Here is a 15277-nt window from a genome sequence, read left to right as displayed (position 1 = left end):
TTTTTTATATAAAAGGTGGTAGATTATGAAAAGAAAAATGATTGAAATTAACACAAAGAGTATAACATTTGATAGAGGTTATGATGAATTTATTTTTTATTGTAGAACTAGAAATTTTCGACCAGCTACAATTAAGTTTTATGATAATACTGTAAGAACTATTTATAAATTTATTGAGCCTAAAACGTCAATAAAGGATATTACAAAAGATACAGTTGATAATTTTGTTATTGGTTGCAAAAATGAATTGGATATTAAAGATATTACAATTAATACTTATCTAAGGGGCTTAAAAACTATACTTTATTATTTTATGAAACTTGGATATATGGAGAAGTTCCATATAGCTTTAATAAAATATGATAAGCCAGTAATAGAAACATATACAGAAGAAGAAATAAAAATATTATTAAAGAAACCCAATAAGAGTAATTGCACTTTTGTTGAGTTTAGAAACTGGACCATATGTAATGTATTATATGCTACAGGTATGAGATGTTCTAATATAAGAGATCTAAAAGTCAAAGAAGTTGATTTATATAATAATTTATTACATTTAAGAACTACTAAAAATAGAAAACCACTTGCAATTCCAATAACTAAATCATTGCAGCCTATTTTAAGGGAATATTTATCTATTAGAAACGGAAGCGATGAAGATTGGTTATTTTGTACTGCTTATGGAGAGAAAATGAACAGAGATAGCATTGATAGTAGTATGAGACGTTATAATCATTCTAGAGGAATTAATAAAACAGGTATACACCGCTGGAGACATACTTTTGCTAAGCAGTGGATTCTCAATAATGGTGACATAATAAAACTTCAGAAGATACTTAATCATAGTGATTTAGATATGGTCAGAAATTACGTTAATATGTTTACTAAAGACTTACAAAAAGACTTTGAAGAGTTTAATCCTTTAGAATTTATCAGTAAGAAATCAATAAAAATGAGAAAATAAAAAACTAGAAGTAATCCAACATATTAAATTATGTAGATTACTTCTTTGTTATTTTATAATCATTTGCAAGTTTAATTATTTTTAATAGAAAATCTTTAGCAGCTTCATTTAATAGATTAATGTTATACTTTTCTTCAGTTCTTTCAAGGAGATAGTCCAAACTTACATTAAATACATCTGCTATCTTAACTAGAACACTTAAGCTAGGTTCTACACCATCATTTTCATATCCTTTTACGCTTGATCTAGATAAATTTAAATAATCTCCAAGTTGTTCCTGTGTCATTCCTTGTTCATTTCTAAGTAGTTTTATTCTATCACCTAACACCTTTATATGCTCCCTGTCCTTTTTCTATAATTATACAGGAATATATAAAAAATAAATGGCTATAAAATCACCTATTTATACACTAAAAAGGTGAAATTATAACCATTAAGAGTGGGTAGTTATAATTTTATTATTTTAAAATAGAATCTGACTTTTTATTCTTTTTGAAATATTTGCAATCAATATCTGAAAAAAATAAAAATAATTCTATAGGGCAACATTCCAATTCTTTACTTATTTTTTTTATCATATGCAAGCTTGGTTCATATCCTTTTACTTTTCTTTCCAATCTACTTACATAACTTTTGCTTTTTCGTAATCTTCGACCTAATTGTGATTGATTTAGACCTTTTATTTTTCTTTTGTATCTTAGCATAGTTAACACCTCTCTTTTTAAGTGTCTTATTATAGGGAAAAGTTGTAATATACACAACCTTTTTAGGTATATAATAAGTTTACAGCAAGGCAAATAATGCTTGCAATATTTAAATATTTCCAGTAGTTGGGGGATGGTAAAAGTGACTGAAGCTGAAGAATACTTATTATATATTCTAGAGAAAAAGAAAGGACAACTTTAGGGTTATTATTTTTGTAAAATTTTGCTTAATATATTGCAAACGTACGTTCGTATATTGTATAATAGAAGTAAAGATAAAGTGTTGCTAAAAATAACATAATTATGCTATAATATACACAATCTTTCAAAATTATACATAAGTAATTTTTATTAAGAAAATTGATGTTAAGACTATTTGTTTTTCAATTTTAAGATAAAAAGAGCTAGAATTCAATACATAATGATTTATTAATACCAATAATTAAAGTATTAACATCTTATGAATAATAAATATGACTTATTATATTTGAAAGGGGACATATTAATGGTCAAGTATAAAAAAACAAATCAGCGTGAAGCTGAAGAATATTTACTAGAAATACTTGAAGTACTTAAAAAAAAGGAAGCACAATACGCAAATTAGCGTTGTGCTTCTTTTAATTTATCTCTAATTTCTTTATCCAACATTGTTTTTAAAATCATTTCTATATCACAATCATATGTACCGTCTTCTTTGATCTCTCCACTTTTTATGAATGTATCAATTAAAGCATTCAAAGAAGCTAATCCTTTATATTCATCTTCACCAAAAAGCCACCAATGAACACTTTTACCACTCATTTTAGCTAAAACATTAATTAGGTTTTCACTAGGTGGTTTACTTCCATTAACTACTTTACTTATATAACTCCTACTCATATTGGCTTTATCAGATATTTCTGCTTGCTTAATTTTATTTTCTTTCATCCAGCCAACTAGTCTGTCTATAAATTCCATAATATTCACCTCTATTTTTATTATACATGTTGGTTAACTTTTGTCAACATTGGTTTACCTTTAATATATATAATGTGCTTTATTGTTCCTAAAATAACCCTATAGGGGAATTTAAATCAATATAATAAACCAACGACAAAAAACGTAAAAAGGTAGCAATTTTCAGCAATTAAAAGGAATATAAAGGAATAAAGAGTTAATTTATTTTAATCAAACTTAACTAATGTTGACCTATAGGGAAACAAAATATAAAATAAAAACATACCAAGCGAACCAAAAAGGAGGAAAAATAAATGCCAATAAATATTAATGTAGTTAAAAAAATAATGCTAGAAAAGGGTATAGCACCCAGTGATTTAGCTAGAAAAATGAAAGTTTCGAAAAGTAGAGTTTCTAGAATTTTAAATACTGAAGTTTCAAATTCACAAGTTAAAACAATTCATTCTTTAGCTAATGCGCTAGATGTAAAACCAACAGAAATTCTAAAGGAGAACTAGATATATGTGTGAAGCTGAGAAATATTTTTTAGAAATTTTAAAAAAGAATAAAAAGCATACAAGTAATTAACATAACAAATAAATTGTACAAGCACATCTAAAGCTTAAAAGCAATTACATTCAGTAATCTTCAGCTTTTAAAGATTTTAAAATTATAGATTAGGAGGACAAGTGATGATTAAACAATTAGAAAACAAACTTTCATCAAGAGAAGTTGCTGAAATGATGGAAATGGAACATTCAAAGTTATTAAGAAAAATTGATGGAATTAACAAAGATTTTAACCAAGCCAAAATTGGATTCGTTAAATATTGGGTAGAAAGTTCATACAAAGATGCGAAAGGAGAAGAAAGGAAAGAATACCAAATCACTAAAAGAGGTTGTGAGTTCTTAGCACATAAGACTACTGGAACTAAGGGAAATTTATTTACAGATAAGTATATGGACAAGTTTGCAGCTATGGAAAAAGTAATTGAAAATCCTAATGAATTAATAAATCAACTTTCAGAACAGATTTCCAGTATGTATGAATACATTGCAAGTACTAATTCAAGGTTACAAGAACTTGAAAAAATAGTTTATAAGAAACAAAAGCAAAGTATAGCCAATAGAAAACATTATTTAAAAATTAATGAACCATTGGAGGTAAGACTAAATAGAATAACAATCGATATGATTAATCAAATAATTGCTAATTCTATTGTTGATGGAATACTTAGAAGAACAGAAGAAGGAATTGTAGTAGATAAGGATGTTCTGTTCTTTGAAGCTAGTAAATTTAATATTAAAAAGCATGATATAAAGAAAAAGCTTGAATCGCTCAATAAGATAATCTACAAGCAAGTAAGAATTAACGGTAAGAATATGTGGTGCATAGTTGTTAATAAATAGTCAACATAATTCATTATTGGTCAAACTGTAGTTAATACGTAGGTTATAACCTATAGGAAAATACACAGAACCTACTACAGGCTAAGAGGGAGTATTGGAACGAATTAAATTAAATTTATAGGAGGGTTAAGAAAAATGAAAGCAATAGGAATTGTAAGAAAAGTAGATGAGTTAGGAAGGGTAGTACTTCCAAAAGAACTAAGAAAATTATTTAACATCAATGGTGGAGCAAAAGGAACAGGAGATTCATTAGAAATTTATGTAGAAGGAGATAACATAATTTTAAAAAAGTATATTCAAGGTTGTCATTGCTGTGGGAATAGCGAAGATTTAGTAGAGTATATGGGATTTAAACTTTGTCCTAAGTGTTTAAGAGATTTTAATGATGCTAAAAAAATAACAGATAAGTTTATAGGCAAATAATATGGGAAATATTTTAGAAATAAATAAGATTGCAGAGAACAGAGAAAAAGCAAAAGAGCTTACTAGTAGAGTTATTAAAAGAGGTGATAAGGAAAATTTAAGGTTTGGAGACATTCTACAGGAAGAAATAGAGAAGATGAAAAGAGGTGAAAACAGTGATTCAAGTAAAAAAATTTAATGATATGCAAGAAAGTAAAGACTATGGCGAAATGAATAAATGGTTAAAAGAAATGGATGAAAAAATTGAAATTATTGATATTAAATATGGGGTTTCATGTTATCCACCAGATACTGAATATGGATGGCATACTCAATATGTTAGTGGAGCTTTAGTAATTTATAAAACTATTAACAATAAAGAAGCTACCAAGGACCCGACCAAAGTATCCGAAGTAGCCATGCAAAAAAATACTTAAATAAATTATATCACATATTGGAGGTATAGCAATGCTATTTGTTAATAAAAAGAATGAACTAATGAATAAGCTTAATGAAATTAACAGCCAAGCTAAAAGTTTAGGGATTAACTTATTAGATTGTGAAAATCCAACCTATAGAATAAAAGAATTTTATCTTGATGAAGATAATGAAATTTATTTTGAGTGTGAGGAGATTAAAGATGGTAAGTCTTAAAAGGTTAAAAGAAAAAGCAGCAACAGTAAACACGCTTATAGATGATACAGTTAGCGTTATTCATGTGAAGAATGAAGAACTAGCATATCAGTTAGAAAACAACTACGACGAGTTATACACGCTAATATTAAGTATTACAGAAACATTAGAGTGTGTACTTTCAGATATAGAGGAGTGATTTAAATTGAATTTAACAAAAATCACTAAGGAAAGATTAGCTTATCAACAAGCAACTTTAATTGACCTAAAGGAATGTATTCAACAGCCAGTAACTAAAGATTGTTTACATTATCTTAGAGGACAGCTAGATAAGTGTAAAAGAAGTATTAAATACTATTCTGAATTATTGGAAGTATTAGAACCAGTAAAGGAAGGTGAAAGCTAATGTAAGCAACAGGAAACAATTTCTTATTAACATTCATTAAGGATAATATAGCTTATCCAGTAGTTTTAAATGATGAGCAAAGACAAGCTTTTAATGTATTAATGAATTTGATACCAGGTCAAATACAAATTGTGAATGAACCTATAGGACAAGTTATGACATTAAGAGAGTTAAAGGAAAGAAAGGAAGGTAAGAATTAATGAAACTAAATGACTTAATGCAAAAATCTTTAGAAGAAACTTTAAAAGGAGCTGATGTTGTTAAAGTTACACCAATTAGTGATGATTATGGAATTGTTAAGAAAATCATTATTGAGTATGTTCCAGTAGAGGAAAATAAGAAAGCGAGGTTTTAATAGATGGGATTACCAGTATTAATTTTAGGAGAAAGTGGAAGTGGGAAAAGCACTTCAATGAGAAATTTTGAAGATGGAGAAGTTGGAATATTTAATGTAGCAAGTAAGCCATTACCATTTAGAAAGAAGTTACCAAAACTTAATGGTGCAAGTTATAAACAAATTGTAAGTGGATTATCAAAATCTAAACTTAAGACTTATGTAATTGATGATAGTCAGTACCTAATGGCATTTCAAATGTTTGATAAAGCAAAGGAGACAGGTTACGGAAAATTTACAGATATTGCGCTAGATTTTAGAAATCTCATTCAGTTCATTATTACAGGTGTTCCAGATGATGTAATAGTTTATTTCTTGCATCATGTTGAAACTACAGAAACAGGAAAAATTAAAGCTAAAACAAGTGGAAAGATGATTGATAATCAACTTACACTAGAAGGATTATTTAGTATAGTTCTTTTAACTAGTACAGATGGTACTGAACATAAATTCATTACCCAAAGTGACGGTTATACAACTGCAAAAAGTCCTATGGATATGTTTCCACTAGAAATGGATAATGACTTGAAATTAGTTGATAAGACTATTAGAGAATATTATGAGTTGGAGGGATAAGTATTGACTAGAGAAATAAAAGAAGGAGTATATAAGCACTTCAAAGGCAATTACTACCTAGTGTTATATATCTGCAAGCATACAGAGAGTTTGGAAGATATGGTGGTGTACTGTGAACTTGATGGACAAGATAGGGTTTGGGTAAGACCACTTAAGATGTTTGCTAGTGAGGTTGACCATAAGAAATACCCATTAGAAAAGCAAAAGTATAGATTTGAATTTAAAGGAAACAAAGTAATTGATTAATAGAAAGTGAGGAATTTTAATGGAGAATACAATAAGTAAAGAAAGAGCAGAAAATTTAATAGCTTGTATCTTAGAAAAGAGAGAGGAATCTAAGAACATTAAAGCTTATATAACAGGTGCAAAGGAAGAACTAGAACAATTCTTGGCTGAGAATGATTTAACTGAATATAGTTGTCCTAGAGGTGCTATAAAGATAGCTGATAGTGTAAGACAAGGATTAGAAAAAGAAAAGGTAGAGAGTACAGTTACTAAGGTTAACAATAAGGAAATTGACCATATAGATATATCTGAACTTTATAAGGAAATTGATGTTCATTCAATAAGTATTAAAGCAAACAAGGAGGATAAATAATTATGTTAATGCCAAAAGATTTTAATGAAACACAAGGATTTACAGGATTTCAAGCACTAGAAGCAGGTGGACATATCTGTAAGATAATGAAGGTTGAAGAAACAAAGAGTAAAGCAGGAAGAGACATGGTGGTTATCTATTTAGATACAGATAAGAGTGATAGCCAACCTAATTACTATTCTAATGCTTATAAGAGTGATACTAGAGCAGAAAAGAAATGGAACAATAATGCAATAGTAAGACAATTAGTATTAGATGCAGAAGGTGCTACCAATAGAGGGTTTAAGACTTTTATAGATATGGTAGAGAAAAGTAATAACGGATTTAAAGTTGTATGGGGAGAACATTTTGCAGATTGTTTTAAAGGAAAATTAGTAGGTGCGTTATTTGGCAAAGAAGAATACCTAAATTCTTATGGAGAAAGTAAGTTTGCAGTTAAATTTCAAAATTTTAGAACAGTAGAAGAAATTAAAAAAGGCGTAGATGTTCCTAAGGATAAGTTATTAAATCCTAGTGGCACACAAAATGTAGATGATTTAGTAGAAGTTGTAGATGATGGATTTATGCCATTCTAGAGGTGATATTATGAAGTGTTTAAATCAAGCGTGCCCTTTTAATAAGGAGTGCCAATGTAGTAATGACATTGTTATTAGTGGTAAAGCACCATGTTATGGGAAAGACTTAGTAAAAGCTAAGCAAGGCAGAATTAATATGTCTAGTACAAATTATCTGTTTAGAACTTAAAAATAATATAGAATAAGAGCATTTAACGATATAGTTAGATTCTCTTATTCTCAAAAGAGAATCAGTTGAGAGGGAATTAACATGATTAAAATAAACAGTATTGAAGAATTGGTGAAACACAGCAATATATTACCAATGGTTGCTTTAAAAGACATAAATAGTAGGATAACAGATTGGTTATCAAGTGGAGGAAAAGTAACTGACTCTTATATTAAACAACAGTTTAGATATGCAGAAAATTTAATAAATATGAGAAGGTGAAGAATTGAGATATAAATTTACAGATAAGGAAATGAAAAAAATCTTAGATAATATGACAGTTGTGGTGGATAGTCGTGAGCAAAATAATCAACATATATTGGATTTTTTTAATAAAAAGAAAATACCTTATAAGACAGTTAAAAATGATTTTGGAGATTATACAGCTATGATACCCAAAGATACTATAGGACAGTTTACAACTGATATTTACTTTGATAGGGACATAGCAATTGAACGCAAAAACTCTATTGATGAAATAGCAGGCAATCTTAAAGAAGATGCAGCAAGACTTAAGAAAGAATTAGCACACATGAATATGCATGATATAAAGTATTTCTTTTTTGTAGAGGACAAGAATTTCCATGAGAATTTAAGAAATGGAAATTATAGAAGTCAATATGATCCGTTTACTTTAATGCAGAGAATTAAGAAAGGAATTGAAGCTGAATATAACACAGTAATAGTTCCAGTAGATAAGAAGTGTATGGGAAGTGAGATTTATTATACTCTACAGGCTTATGTATACAATTTGTTCAAGCACAAAGGCTTTATATTAGAAGAAAGTGAAGGTGAGGAACTTGATTAGTATTGAAAAGCAAACAGAGATTTGCAATAAAGCTATAAGGACTTTTGGAGGAAATAATCAAATGATAAAAGCTTGTGAAGAATGTGGAGAATTAATACAAGCTTTAAGTAAGTATGTTCTTAATCAAAATTCAGATGTAGATAATGTATGTGAAGAAATAGCAGATGTAGAGATAATGTGTCAGCAGCTAAGAGAAATATTCAGTTCAATGCAAATAGATGATTGGAAAGCTAAGAAATTTAAGAAATTAGAAGGAGTTGTTTGGTGATGAAAGATTATCTAAATAACCAGGAAGTTAAGGAGCTGCTTATTCTTAATTATGTAAGAGTACTCGTAGAACATTTTACTAATGGAAATGTAATGGATAAAGAAGAAAAATCTAATCTTAAAAGAGGTGGTACTTTTATAAAAAACACTCTTAAGAAAATGATAGCAAGACTAGGAGAAAAAGAAGCTAAAAAATTTGTAAGACTTTATGAAAATTCTAAGATAGTTGTAATAAGTGATAGTGAGTTGGATGTATTACAGAAACGTAAAAGTGCTGAACTTGATACAGCATACGAAGATAGTAAAGAATATTTTGACCTAGTGGAAATAACTATGGACCTTAACTGTAAAAATTGCACTAAATGTTTTAAAGAATGTGATCTGTACAAACATTTTAATGAACAAGAAGTTATACCATTCAATGAAATAGAAGACTTAGGGAACTGTAAATTTGCCTATAGGGAGTGTGATATTGATGGTAATGAGAAGTGTTGATGAAATAATAGATGCTGCATTAAAAACAGTAACAACTAGGCTAAATACAACTAATAAAGGAAAAGAAAAGTATCAAAAGCGAATGAAAAATAAGCAGAAGACTAAAAATAGAGGTTGATTTAATGGAGAAACAACAATTAACTTTCTTAAAGAAAAAATACAATTATAACTTAAATAGAAATAGAGATGCTGAGAAATATTTCAGAACTCATACTATTGAAGAATGTATGAAATATTTAAGTTTATTCAATACAGTAACTAGAGAATTGAGTAATTTAATTATAGAAATAGAAAGTCTTATAGGAAGAAAAATGACAGAGTATGAAAGGATTAATGGATTTAATTTATAGGAGGTGAGAAAGTATTGAAGGAATTACAAGATATAGACTTAAAGCAACTTATAGAGCAAGAAACAGGAGAAAAATTCAATAGAGAAGGATATGTAAAATGTCCTTTTCATAGTGAAAAAACACCTTCTATGAGTGTTAAGTTCATACCTAATGCCAATAAGCAGAGATACAAATGTTGGGGTTGTGGTGCTGTAGGTGATGCCATAGATTTTATAATGAATTATAAGAATATGGAATACAACCAGGCTAGAGAATATCTAGGTTTAGAAGTTGAAAAGTCACCAGTAGAAGATTTTGAAGAAGCTATTAAAGAATATGTGAGAAATCAAGTCACTAGAGGTAATAAAAAAGGTTATAAACCTTTAGGAATATTTACTTTTGTAGATGAAAATAACAAGCCTATATATGCTAAGGTTAAGTTTTTAAAGCCTGATGGTAAAAAAGAAACACCATACTATCATATAGAAAATGGACAGGTTGTTAATAACAGAGGATATGAGGAAGTACCTTATAACTATTACAATCTATTGCAAGGAATAGCCGAGAATAAGACTATCGTCTTTTTAGAAGGCGAAAAGGATGTTAATACTATAACTAATATGCTTAGTAAAAAAGATTACGTAGCAACCAGTATAAAGGGATTTAAAGACTACGACAAGATTAAAGGCGAGTTTATGAAAATTGCAGTTATAGGAGATACGGGCGAAGCAGGTCAAAAGTATATTGATAACATTAAATACAATTTTATAAAGATTGCTAGTAGCTTTAAAATCATCAATTTACCAAGCATTAAGGCTATGGGAGATAACATTGATGTAACTGATTGGCTAGAAGCAGGACACACTAAAAAAGAGCTATTACAGGCATTTAAGAGAAGCTTAGATTTAAAAAACAAATTTGAATTTCAACAAGATTCTAATGGAATATATAAACTTAAGTTTTCTAAAAATGATGATGAAGAAAGTAAGCCTACAAGAGATTATATTACTAACTTCAATATTTTAGAAGCAAGTAAAGTTAATAAAGTAGATGCAGAAGTTGAAGGGATAAGACTTAAAGTTAAAAGTTGCATAGATGAAAAAATAGCAGAAAAGATTGGTAGTAGTAAGATATTTGATGATTTAAGAGCCTTTAGAAGTTGTTTGGGAATGGATTTTAGCTTTACTGGTACTAAATTAAAAGATTTAGTTGATCTTAAGGTATGGATAACTAAATATCTAGCAATTGACAATAAAGAAATTTATAACGGTGCTAAATTTATTCCAGTAGAAGATGGATTTCAATTAATTACAGCAACAGGTTCAATATCTCCAGTAGGAGTTGATTATTCTAAGATTGCTGAAAACACTAAAATTGATATTTTAGACATAGAAACAATAAAAAAAGATGAACTAAAAGAGTTAATGAAACACTTATTCAAGTTTGTAAGCTACGATAAAGCAATATCTATTATTGGAAGTGCAATAAGTTTCTTAGAAGTAGGGCATAACATTGCTGCAGCAGAGAAATTACATCACTTGCTTATAGTAGGTGAAAGTGGTTCGGGTAAAAGTACAATTTTAGAAAAAGTTGTTGCTCTATTACTTAACTATAGTGTAGATGAAAAGAAAGCCATGTCAACTTCACCATTTGCTATTCAAAAAATGCTTAGTACTGGTAATTATCCAATACTGTTTGATGAATTTAAGCCATCTATGATGGACAAGTATAAAAACATGAAACTTAGTGATATATTCAGAACTGCTTATGACAGATTAACCATTTCTAGAGGGGATAAGACCTTTAATGTCAAGGAATTTAAACTTGATAGACCTTTAATAATAGCAGGAGAAGAAAGTTATCCTAATCAAGAAAAAGCTAATATAACACGTTCTTGTATAGTTTATATAAGTAAGAATGAAAGAACTGAACAAAATAGTGAATCCATGTACTGGTTAAGTGACCATGAGGATTTGCTTAAGAAGTTAGGAAAGACACTTATATTAGAAGCTTTAAATTTACCAATAGAAGAATATAAGAACCTTAGATCAGAGTTAAGAGAAATATTCCATCTAAAGGATAGACCATTAAATACTGCTGTTAATATTTCATGTGGCATTGAACTACTTAACAAAGTGCTTTTAAAACATAATTTAGAGCCTGTACAAGATTACTATAGGTATATTGAACAAAATATACGTGAAGAAGTTTTAGATGGTGGAGAAGATACAAAAAGTGTAGTAGAACAAATGCTAGTGCTATATAACGATATGCTACAAAACGTTAGTTATTATTGCAATGAAAATGCCATTAAGTGTGAATGTGGAAAAGTTTATATGAGAACTCAACTTATTATAGATGCAATTCACAGGTATATAAAAGAGTATCAATCAGTAGATTTGGTTCCATTAAAAACTAGTGATTTTAAAAAACAAGCTAAAAAAGCAGGATATATTATAAAAGCTAATGCAAAACAGCACAGAATTACTACTTCAGATAGTACAATCAGTTCAAATGCTTGGTTTGACGAATATGATAGAAGAATGTTTCAAAATTTAAAGTTAAATTCAATAGTTGAATGTGCTGATAATGATCTGGAAGAAGTAGTTAGCGAATTTGAGAATAAAGTTATTAATAATGTGTTTCCAATATAGAAGTGAAAGTGAGGTAAAGAATAATGAGTAAAGTTTATATTGCAGGAAAGATAAACGGACTTAAGAATTATAAAGAAATATTTAAAGAAGCAGAGGAAAAGCTAAAATCACAAGGGCATATTTGCATGAATCCAGCTATTCTTCCGGAAGGTTTTCCATATGAAGCATATATGCCGATTTGTACAAGCATGATAGACCAATGTGATGCAATTTATATGTTAAGTAACTGGGAAGATAGCAGAGGAGCTAGAGTTGAGCATGAGTATGCACTAGTAACTAATAAGCCAGTACATTATGAGTATGTTAAAAGTGAGGTAGAGAGCAATGAGTAAAAATATACAAGATTTAATTGATTATTTAGAAGTAATTAAAAAAGAAGGTGGCGCAGATACAGAAGTCAGAGTTGATGGATGTGTTGTAGAAGAATTTGAAGATTATATAGAAATAGATCATGTAAAAGACTATGTTGATTTTGTAACACCTAGCAGAATGTAGGTGAGAATATGGCTAGTGGATGCATTATAGGAACATGTCCAGTATGTGATGATGTTATATGGGAAGACCAATGGAATATAGTTGGAGACACAATAATACATGAAGAATGCAAAGAAGCTTTTATGGCCAATCAATTAAAATGTACGGAAGGACAAACAAAGATACTTTCTAAACAACAGCAAATAAAAAATGATATAGCAGATCTTAGAGAAGATATGAAAAATACATTTAGATATTATTCAAATGAAATAAAGAGGTTAGAAAAATTATTAGAATGTGAGGGAGAATAATGAGTCTTTATAAAATTGGAACTTGTAATTATTGTGATGAAGAAAATCAAATTTTAAGACCATCACCTTTTATGGCAGATTTAGGAGCAATGATGTGTGAACATTGCTGGAATGAAACTCAAAAGGAGTATGCAGCTTCAAATGGAGAATATATATCTAATTTTGATAGTAATAAATCTGAATATGAGAATTTAAAAAGAAGTAAAGCAATGAAAATAGAACCAGTTTATACATTAATGATTAATGACGGTGAAGAATATATAAACTGTATGTCAGAAGTAAAAATAAAAATGAAAAACGGTAATGAGCATAAAGGCTTATTTGTAAGTTGTGATGAAGATGGAATGTGGACAGAAGTAGGAAAAGATGAAAGCAATATTATTTTTATAGGGTTTGAGGAAATAGAAATTATAGAAGAAATATAATTCACAATATGTAGAAAGGACGAAGGATATGAGTAAAAAATATTTGTTACTATGCAATAGACATAATAGTATGTTTGGAGATTGTTGGGCATTATTTTGGGGGAATAGAGATAGTAAAAGTGGTTATACATCTGATTTAAGAATTGCACATAGATTTGATGAAGAAGAAATAAAAAAATATGAAGATGGTAGAGCAGACATTCCTATTCCAATAGATGTTTTGGGTATACCAGAAGAATATGAAAGTAAAGAAAGTTTTAATAAAAACATTAGAGTTTTGATTGAAAAAGGAACTTTAAACGAATTATTGCATTTAGATTTAAAACCAGATGATGAAGACGAACAAATATGTTGTCCAAACTGTGGAAGTAATAATTTAACCGAATTTAATGATGATGAAATACCAGTATTTGTTTGTGAAAATTGTGATTATGAGTTTCAGGAAAGTGAGGTAAAGAATGATGAAGTTTAAAATTGAAGTAGATGAAACAAGAAGTTTTAGACATGAATTTGTAGTTGAAGCAGAAAATGCAGATAAATTAGATTCTATTTTAGATAAGATTGAATCTGAAAGAATGCTTGGAATAAATGATTATGAGTGCTTATTAGAAGAAAATGGATTAAAAATTATAGAAAGTGTAAGAGATGAAGATGGAGATCTTGGCGAAATTGAATGTACTGATATAGAAGATTTTGAAGAAGAAGATTAGAAAGGTGAAGAATATGGGGTTAAGAAAAGACGATCCAGTTTATTATAAATTAAAAATGAATAAGTTGATTCAAGATGCTTTAAATAATGGATTGAAAGTAGGAGCTAAACATTTAGAAAATGGTGTAAGTGTATATTTTGAAGCAACTAATGGAGATATATGTGGAATTAATTTATTAGAAGTGAGGTAGAACAACGATTAAAGGTATTAAGACATTTACAGCCAAACCTTTAGAAATAGCAGACTTTAAAGAAAATAAAACTCATGAGTTAAAAATATTACCAAGATATTTTAAAAAAGTAATTCACAATATGTAAATAGAAAGGTGAGTTTATGTCATGTTTAATAAAGAAAAAATTAAAAAGGCAATTAAACATATGAAAGATAGATTGAAATATTGTGTTTTAAGCACTGCTATAGATAAAGATGTAGTTGAATTATCAATTGAAGGATTAGAAAAACAATTGCCTAAAGAAGTTGAAACAGACACTATTAATAGAGGTATTGGTGTTAGTGGAGAATATGACATTGATTTTAATATGTTGTGTCCTAACTGCAAAGAAGTTGTAGGAGATTATGAAGCCGATGAACTTTATTATAAGCATTGTCCTAATTGTGGTCAGAAATTAAAATATACAGAACAACAAGAATAATACACAATATGTAGATTTGACGTAATAAATGGAGGGAAAATTATGATTTATTTAATACAAGAAGAAACGACTCTTTTCACATTTGGAACTACTATAAGAACTAAAATTAGTGGTTATTATGAATGTGATAATGAAGAAGATGTAAAAGAATTTTGTGAAAATAAAACTAAAGAAATTAAAGGCACTTACAACGAAGATAGAATGTGTAAGACTTATATATATAAAGAGCTGTCTAAATTAAATTAGTTCTACGCAATACTACAACAGGATGAAGAACTGAATAGAGAATGAAGATGCAACTACAGTTGCAACTCTTTATTCTCATATGATAATCATTTGATAATAA

Annotated in this window: 34 protein-coding genes; 31 read left to right on the top strand and 3 right to left on the bottom strand. The window is 28.6% G+C overall.

Annotation, left to right across the window (positions count from 1 at the left end):
* Positions 1-25 precede the first annotated feature (25 nt).
* Positions 26-964, top strand: a complete 939-nt coding sequence (locus KYD98_RS02900) for a tyrosine-type recombinase/integrase (protein ID WP_219778090.1) — start codon at positions 26-28, stop codon at positions 962-964.
* Between the two features lie 37 nt (positions 965-1001).
* On the opposite strand, the gene KYD98_RS02895 is transcribed toward KYD98_RS02900, so the two are convergent.
* From KYD98_RS02895 to KYD98_RS02885, 3 genes are all read right to left on the bottom strand, one after another.
* The gene (locus KYD98_RS02895; protein WP_219778089.1) at positions 1002-1292 is read right to left on the bottom strand and encodes a helix-turn-helix domain-containing protein; all 291 of its coding nucleotides are present in this window, start codon (positions 1290-1292) and stop codon (positions 1002-1004) included.
* Between the two features lie 130 nt (positions 1293-1422).
* On the bottom strand, positions 1423-1668 hold the full coding sequence (locus KYD98_RS02890; RefSeq protein ID WP_219778088.1) for a helix-turn-helix domain-containing protein: 246 nt from the start codon (positions 1666-1668) through the stop codon (positions 1423-1425).
* Positions 1669-2268: 600 nt separating this feature from the next.
* Positions 2269-2625 (bottom strand): helix-turn-helix domain-containing protein, encoded by a 357-nt coding sequence (locus KYD98_RS02885; RefSeq protein ID WP_219778087.1) that lies wholly within the window; start codon positions 2623-2625, stop codon positions 2269-2271.
* A gap of 293 nt (positions 2626-2918) precedes the next feature.
* On the opposite strand from KYD98_RS02885, the gene KYD98_RS02880 reads away from it, so the two are divergent.
* From KYD98_RS02880 to KYD98_RS02735, 30 genes are all read left to right on the top strand, one after another.
* Positions 2919-3122 (top strand): helix-turn-helix domain-containing protein, encoded by a 204-nt coding sequence (locus KYD98_RS02880; protein WP_219778086.1) that lies wholly within the window; start codon positions 2919-2921, stop codon positions 3120-3122.
* Between the two features lie 174 nt (positions 3123-3296).
* Entirely contained in the window at positions 3297-4013 is a 717-nt protein-coding gene (locus KYD98_RS02875) for a Rha family transcriptional regulator (protein WP_219778085.1), read from the top strand.
* Positions 4014-4148: 135 nt separating this feature from the next.
* Positions 4149-4436 carry an AbrB/MazE/SpoVT family DNA-binding domain-containing protein gene (locus tag KYD98_RS02870; protein ID WP_219778084.1) on the top strand — a complete coding sequence of 96 codons (288 nt, stop codon included), beginning with the start codon at positions 4149-4151 and terminating at the stop codon, positions 4434-4436.
* Between the two features lies 1 nt (position 4437).
* On the top strand, positions 4438-4614 hold the full coding sequence (locus tag KYD98_RS02865; RefSeq protein ID WP_219778083.1) for a hypothetical protein: 177 nt from the start codon (positions 4438-4440) through the stop codon (positions 4612-4614).
* On the top strand, positions 4592-4852 hold the full coding sequence (locus tag KYD98_RS02860) for a sporulation protein Cse60 (protein ID WP_219778082.1): 261 nt from the start codon (positions 4592-4594) through the stop codon (positions 4850-4852). The genes KYD98_RS02865 and KYD98_RS02860 overlap by 23 nt, the downstream gene beginning before the upstream one ends.
* Before the next feature lie 31 nt (positions 4853-4883).
* Complete coding sequence (locus tag KYD98_RS02855; RefSeq protein ID WP_219778081.1) at positions 4884-5069, top strand: hypothetical protein; 186 nt, start codon at positions 4884-4886, stop codon at positions 5067-5069.
* On the top strand, positions 5056-5247 hold the full coding sequence (locus KYD98_RS02850; RefSeq protein ID WP_219778080.1) for a hypothetical protein: 192 nt from the start codon (positions 5056-5058) through the stop codon (positions 5245-5247). Before KYD98_RS02855 ends, KYD98_RS02850 begins: the two co-directional genes overlap by 14 nt.
* Before the next feature lie 6 nt (positions 5248-5253).
* Complete coding sequence (locus tag KYD98_RS02845; protein ID WP_219778079.1) at positions 5254-5454, top strand: helix-turn-helix domain-containing protein; 201 nt, start codon at positions 5254-5256, stop codon at positions 5452-5454.
* A gap of 199 nt (positions 5455-5653) precedes the next feature.
* The gene (locus tag KYD98_RS02840) at positions 5654-5809 is read left to right on the top strand and encodes a hypothetical protein (protein ID WP_219778078.1); all 156 of its coding nucleotides are present in this window, start codon (positions 5654-5656) and stop codon (positions 5807-5809) included.
* Positions 5810-5812: 3 nt separating this feature from the next.
* A complete protein-coding gene (locus KYD98_RS02835; protein ID WP_219778077.1) occupies positions 5813-6424 on the top strand; it encodes a DEAD/DEAH box helicase family protein in 612 nt (203 codons plus the stop codon).
* Positions 6425-6427: 3 nt separating this feature from the next.
* Positions 6428-6670 carry a DUF1653 domain-containing protein gene (locus KYD98_RS02830; RefSeq protein ID WP_219778076.1) on the top strand — a complete coding sequence of 81 codons (243 nt, stop codon included), beginning with the start codon at positions 6428-6430 and terminating at the stop codon, positions 6668-6670.
* A 19-nt stretch (positions 6671-6689) separates the two neighbouring features.
* Positions 6690-7022, top strand: coding sequence for a hypothetical protein (locus tag KYD98_RS02825; RefSeq protein ID WP_219778075.1), 333 nt, complete (start codon positions 6690-6692; stop codon positions 7020-7022).
* 2 nt (positions 7023-7024) lie between these two features.
* Entirely contained in the window at positions 7025-7597 is a 573-nt protein-coding gene (locus tag KYD98_RS02820; protein ID WP_219778074.1) for a hypothetical protein, read from the top strand.
* A 10-nt stretch (positions 7598-7607) separates the two neighbouring features.
* Positions 7608-7766, top strand: coding sequence for a hypothetical protein (locus KYD98_RS02815; RefSeq protein WP_219778073.1), 159 nt, complete (start codon positions 7608-7610; stop codon positions 7764-7766).
* Between the two features lie 81 nt (positions 7767-7847).
* A complete protein-coding gene (locus tag KYD98_RS02810) occupies positions 7848-8027 on the top strand; it encodes a DUF6877 family protein (RefSeq protein ID WP_219778072.1) in 180 nt (59 codons plus the stop codon).
* 4 nt (positions 8028-8031) lie between these two features.
* Positions 8032-8613, top strand: a complete 582-nt coding sequence (locus tag KYD98_RS02805) for an ERCC4 domain-containing protein (protein WP_219778071.1) — start codon at positions 8032-8034, stop codon at positions 8611-8613.
* Entirely contained in the window at positions 8606-8881 is a 276-nt protein-coding gene (locus tag KYD98_RS02800) for a nucleoside triphosphate pyrophosphohydrolase family protein (protein WP_061280916.1), read from the top strand. Before KYD98_RS02805 ends, KYD98_RS02800 begins: the two co-directional genes overlap by 8 nt.
* Positions 8881-9375: a DUF5651 domain-containing protein gene (locus KYD98_RS02795; RefSeq protein WP_219778070.1), complete on the top strand. Its 495-nt coding sequence runs from the start codon at positions 8881-8883 to the stop codon at positions 9373-9375. Before KYD98_RS02800 ends, KYD98_RS02795 begins: the two co-directional genes overlap by 1 nt.
* Positions 9356-9493, top strand: coding sequence for a hypothetical protein (locus KYD98_RS02790; protein ID WP_219778069.1), 138 nt, complete (start codon positions 9356-9358; stop codon positions 9491-9493). Before KYD98_RS02795 ends, KYD98_RS02790 begins: the two co-directional genes overlap by 20 nt.
* Positions 9494-9497: 4 nt before the next feature.
* A complete protein-coding gene (locus tag KYD98_RS02785) occupies positions 9498-9725 on the top strand; it encodes a hypothetical protein (RefSeq protein WP_219778068.1) in 228 nt (75 codons plus the stop codon).
* A gap of 14 nt (positions 9726-9739) precedes the next feature.
* Positions 9740-12358 carry a CHC2 zinc finger domain-containing protein gene (locus tag KYD98_RS02780; protein ID WP_219778067.1) on the top strand — a complete coding sequence of 873 codons (2619 nt, stop codon included), beginning with the start codon at positions 9740-9742 and terminating at the stop codon, positions 12356-12358.
* A 23-nt stretch (positions 12359-12381) separates the two neighbouring features.
* Positions 12382-12690 (top strand): DUF4406 domain-containing protein, encoded by a 309-nt coding sequence (locus KYD98_RS02775; protein WP_219778066.1) that lies wholly within the window; start codon positions 12382-12384, stop codon positions 12688-12690.
* Entirely contained in the window at positions 12683-12853 is a 171-nt protein-coding gene (locus KYD98_RS02770) for a hypothetical protein (RefSeq protein ID WP_219778065.1), read from the top strand. The genes KYD98_RS02775 and KYD98_RS02770 overlap by 8 nt, the downstream gene beginning before the upstream one ends.
* Before the next feature lie 8 nt (positions 12854-12861).
* On the top strand, positions 12862-13143 hold the full coding sequence (locus tag KYD98_RS02765) for a hypothetical protein (RefSeq protein ID WP_219778064.1): 282 nt from the start codon (positions 12862-12864) through the stop codon (positions 13141-13143).
* Positions 13143-13568: a hypothetical protein gene (locus KYD98_RS18070; protein WP_258049600.1), complete on the top strand. Its 426-nt coding sequence runs from the start codon at positions 13143-13145 to the stop codon at positions 13566-13568. The genes KYD98_RS02765 and KYD98_RS18070 overlap by 1 nt, the downstream gene beginning before the upstream one ends.
* 28 nt (positions 13569-13596) lie before the next feature.
* A complete protein-coding gene (locus tag KYD98_RS02755) occupies positions 13597-14040 on the top strand; it encodes a DpnI domain-containing protein (protein ID WP_219778063.1) in 444 nt (147 codons plus the stop codon).
* The gene (locus KYD98_RS02750) at positions 14027-14278 is read left to right on the top strand and encodes a hypothetical protein (protein ID WP_219778062.1); all 252 of its coding nucleotides are present in this window, start codon (positions 14027-14029) and stop codon (positions 14276-14278) included. The genes KYD98_RS02755 and KYD98_RS02750 overlap by 14 nt, the downstream gene beginning before the upstream one ends.
* A gap of 13 nt (positions 14279-14291) precedes the next feature.
* Complete coding sequence (locus KYD98_RS02745; RefSeq protein ID WP_219778061.1) at positions 14292-14468, top strand: hypothetical protein; 177 nt, start codon at positions 14292-14294, stop codon at positions 14466-14468.
* A 148-nt stretch (positions 14469-14616) separates the two neighbouring features.
* Positions 14617-14931, top strand: a complete 315-nt coding sequence (locus KYD98_RS02740) for a hypothetical protein (protein WP_219778060.1) — start codon at positions 14617-14619, stop codon at positions 14929-14931.
* A 42-nt stretch (positions 14932-14973) separates the two neighbouring features.
* Positions 14974-15177, top strand: coding sequence for a hypothetical protein (locus KYD98_RS02735; protein WP_219778059.1), 204 nt, complete (start codon positions 14974-14976; stop codon positions 15175-15177).
* The last annotated feature ends 100 nt before the right edge of the window (positions 15178-15277 follow it).

Source organism: Clostridium weizhouense, assembly GCF_019431045.1.
Taxonomy (GTDB): Bacteria; Bacillota; Clostridia; order Clostridiales; family Clostridiaceae; genus Clostridium; species Clostridium weizhouense.
The sequence above is the reverse complement of the archived record's forward strand: the minus strand, read 5'-3'. Positions and strand labels throughout refer to the sequence as shown.

What these genes read in the sequence shown, in the direction of transcription:
- KYD98_RS02900 (WP_219778090.1), top strand. Translation starts at nt 26, where the DNA reads ATGAAAAGAAAAATGATTGAAATTAACACAAAGAGTATAACATTTGAT.
- KYD98_RS02890 (WP_219778088.1), bottom strand. Translation starts at nt 1,668, where the DNA reads ATGCTAAGATACAAAAGAAAAATAAAAGGTCTAAATCAATCACAATTA.
- KYD98_RS02885 (WP_219778087.1), bottom strand. Translation starts at nt 2,625, where the DNA reads ATGGAATTTATAGACAGACTAGTTGGCTGGATGAAAGAAAATAAAATT.
- KYD98_RS02880 (WP_219778086.1), top strand. Translation starts at nt 2,919, where the DNA reads ATGCCAATAAATATTAATGTAGTTAAAAAAATAATGCTAGAAAAGGGT.
- KYD98_RS02875 (WP_219778085.1), top strand. Translation starts at nt 3,297, where the DNA reads ATGATTAAACAATTAGAAAACAAACTTTCATCAAGAGAAGTTGCTGAA.
- KYD98_RS02870 (WP_219778084.1), top strand. Translation starts at nt 4,149, where the DNA reads ATGAAAGCAATAGGAATTGTAAGAAAAGTAGATGAGTTAGGAAGGGTA.
- KYD98_RS02865 (WP_219778083.1), top strand. Translation starts at nt 4,438, where the DNA reads ATGGGAAATATTTTAGAAATAAATAAGATTGCAGAGAACAGAGAAAAA.
- KYD98_RS02855 (WP_219778081.1), top strand. Translation starts at nt 4,884, where the DNA reads ATGCTATTTGTTAATAAAAAGAATGAACTAATGAATAAGCTTAATGAA.
- KYD98_RS02850 (WP_219778080.1), top strand. Translation starts at nt 5,056, where the DNA reads ATGGTAAGTCTTAAAAGGTTAAAAGAAAAAGCAGCAACAGTAAACACG.
- KYD98_RS02840 (WP_219778078.1), top strand. Translation starts at nt 5,654, where the DNA reads ATGAAACTAAATGACTTAATGCAAAAATCTTTAGAAGAAACTTTAAAA.
- KYD98_RS02835 (WP_219778077.1), top strand. Translation starts at nt 5,813, where the DNA reads ATGGGATTACCAGTATTAATTTTAGGAGAAAGTGGAAGTGGGAAAAGC.
- KYD98_RS02825 (WP_219778075.1), top strand. Translation starts at nt 6,690, where the DNA reads ATGGAGAATACAATAAGTAAAGAAAGAGCAGAAAATTTAATAGCTTGT.
- KYD98_RS02820 (WP_219778074.1), top strand. Translation starts at nt 7,025, where the DNA reads ATGTTAATGCCAAAAGATTTTAATGAAACACAAGGATTTACAGGATTT.
- KYD98_RS02815 (WP_219778073.1), top strand. Translation starts at nt 7,608, where the DNA reads ATGAAGTGTTTAAATCAAGCGTGCCCTTTTAATAAGGAGTGCCAATGT.
- KYD98_RS02810 (WP_219778072.1), top strand. Translation starts at nt 7,848, where the DNA reads ATGATTAAAATAAACAGTATTGAAGAATTGGTGAAACACAGCAATATA.
- KYD98_RS02795 (WP_219778070.1), top strand. Translation starts at nt 8,881, where the DNA reads ATGAAAGATTATCTAAATAACCAGGAAGTTAAGGAGCTGCTTATTCTT.
- KYD98_RS02790 (WP_219778069.1), top strand. Translation starts at nt 9,356, where the DNA reads ATGGTAATGAGAAGTGTTGATGAAATAATAGATGCTGCATTAAAAACA.
- KYD98_RS02785 (WP_219778068.1), top strand. Translation starts at nt 9,498, where the DNA reads ATGGAGAAACAACAATTAACTTTCTTAAAGAAAAAATACAATTATAAC.
- KYD98_RS02775 (WP_219778066.1), top strand. Translation starts at nt 12,382, where the DNA reads ATGAGTAAAGTTTATATTGCAGGAAAGATAAACGGACTTAAGAATTAT.
- KYD98_RS02770 (WP_219778065.1), top strand. Translation starts at nt 12,683, where the DNA reads ATGAGTAAAAATATACAAGATTTAATTGATTATTTAGAAGTAATTAAA.
- KYD98_RS02765 (WP_219778064.1), top strand. Translation starts at nt 12,862, where the DNA reads ATGGCTAGTGGATGCATTATAGGAACATGTCCAGTATGTGATGATGTT.
- KYD98_RS18070 (WP_258049600.1), top strand. Translation starts at nt 13,143, where the DNA reads ATGAGTCTTTATAAAATTGGAACTTGTAATTATTGTGATGAAGAAAAT.
- KYD98_RS02755 (WP_219778063.1), top strand. Translation starts at nt 13,597, where the DNA reads ATGAGTAAAAAATATTTGTTACTATGCAATAGACATAATAGTATGTTT.
- KYD98_RS02750 (WP_219778062.1), top strand. Translation starts at nt 14,027, where the DNA reads ATGATGAAGTTTAAAATTGAAGTAGATGAAACAAGAAGTTTTAGACAT.
- KYD98_RS02745 (WP_219778061.1), top strand. Translation starts at nt 14,292, where the DNA reads ATGGGGTTAAGAAAAGACGATCCAGTTTATTATAAATTAAAAATGAAT.
- KYD98_RS02740 (WP_219778060.1), top strand. Translation starts at nt 14,617, where the DNA reads ATGTTTAATAAAGAAAAAATTAAAAAGGCAATTAAACATATGAAAGAT.
- KYD98_RS02735 (WP_219778059.1), top strand. Translation starts at nt 14,974, where the DNA reads ATGATTTATTTAATACAAGAAGAAACGACTCTTTTCACATTTGGAACT.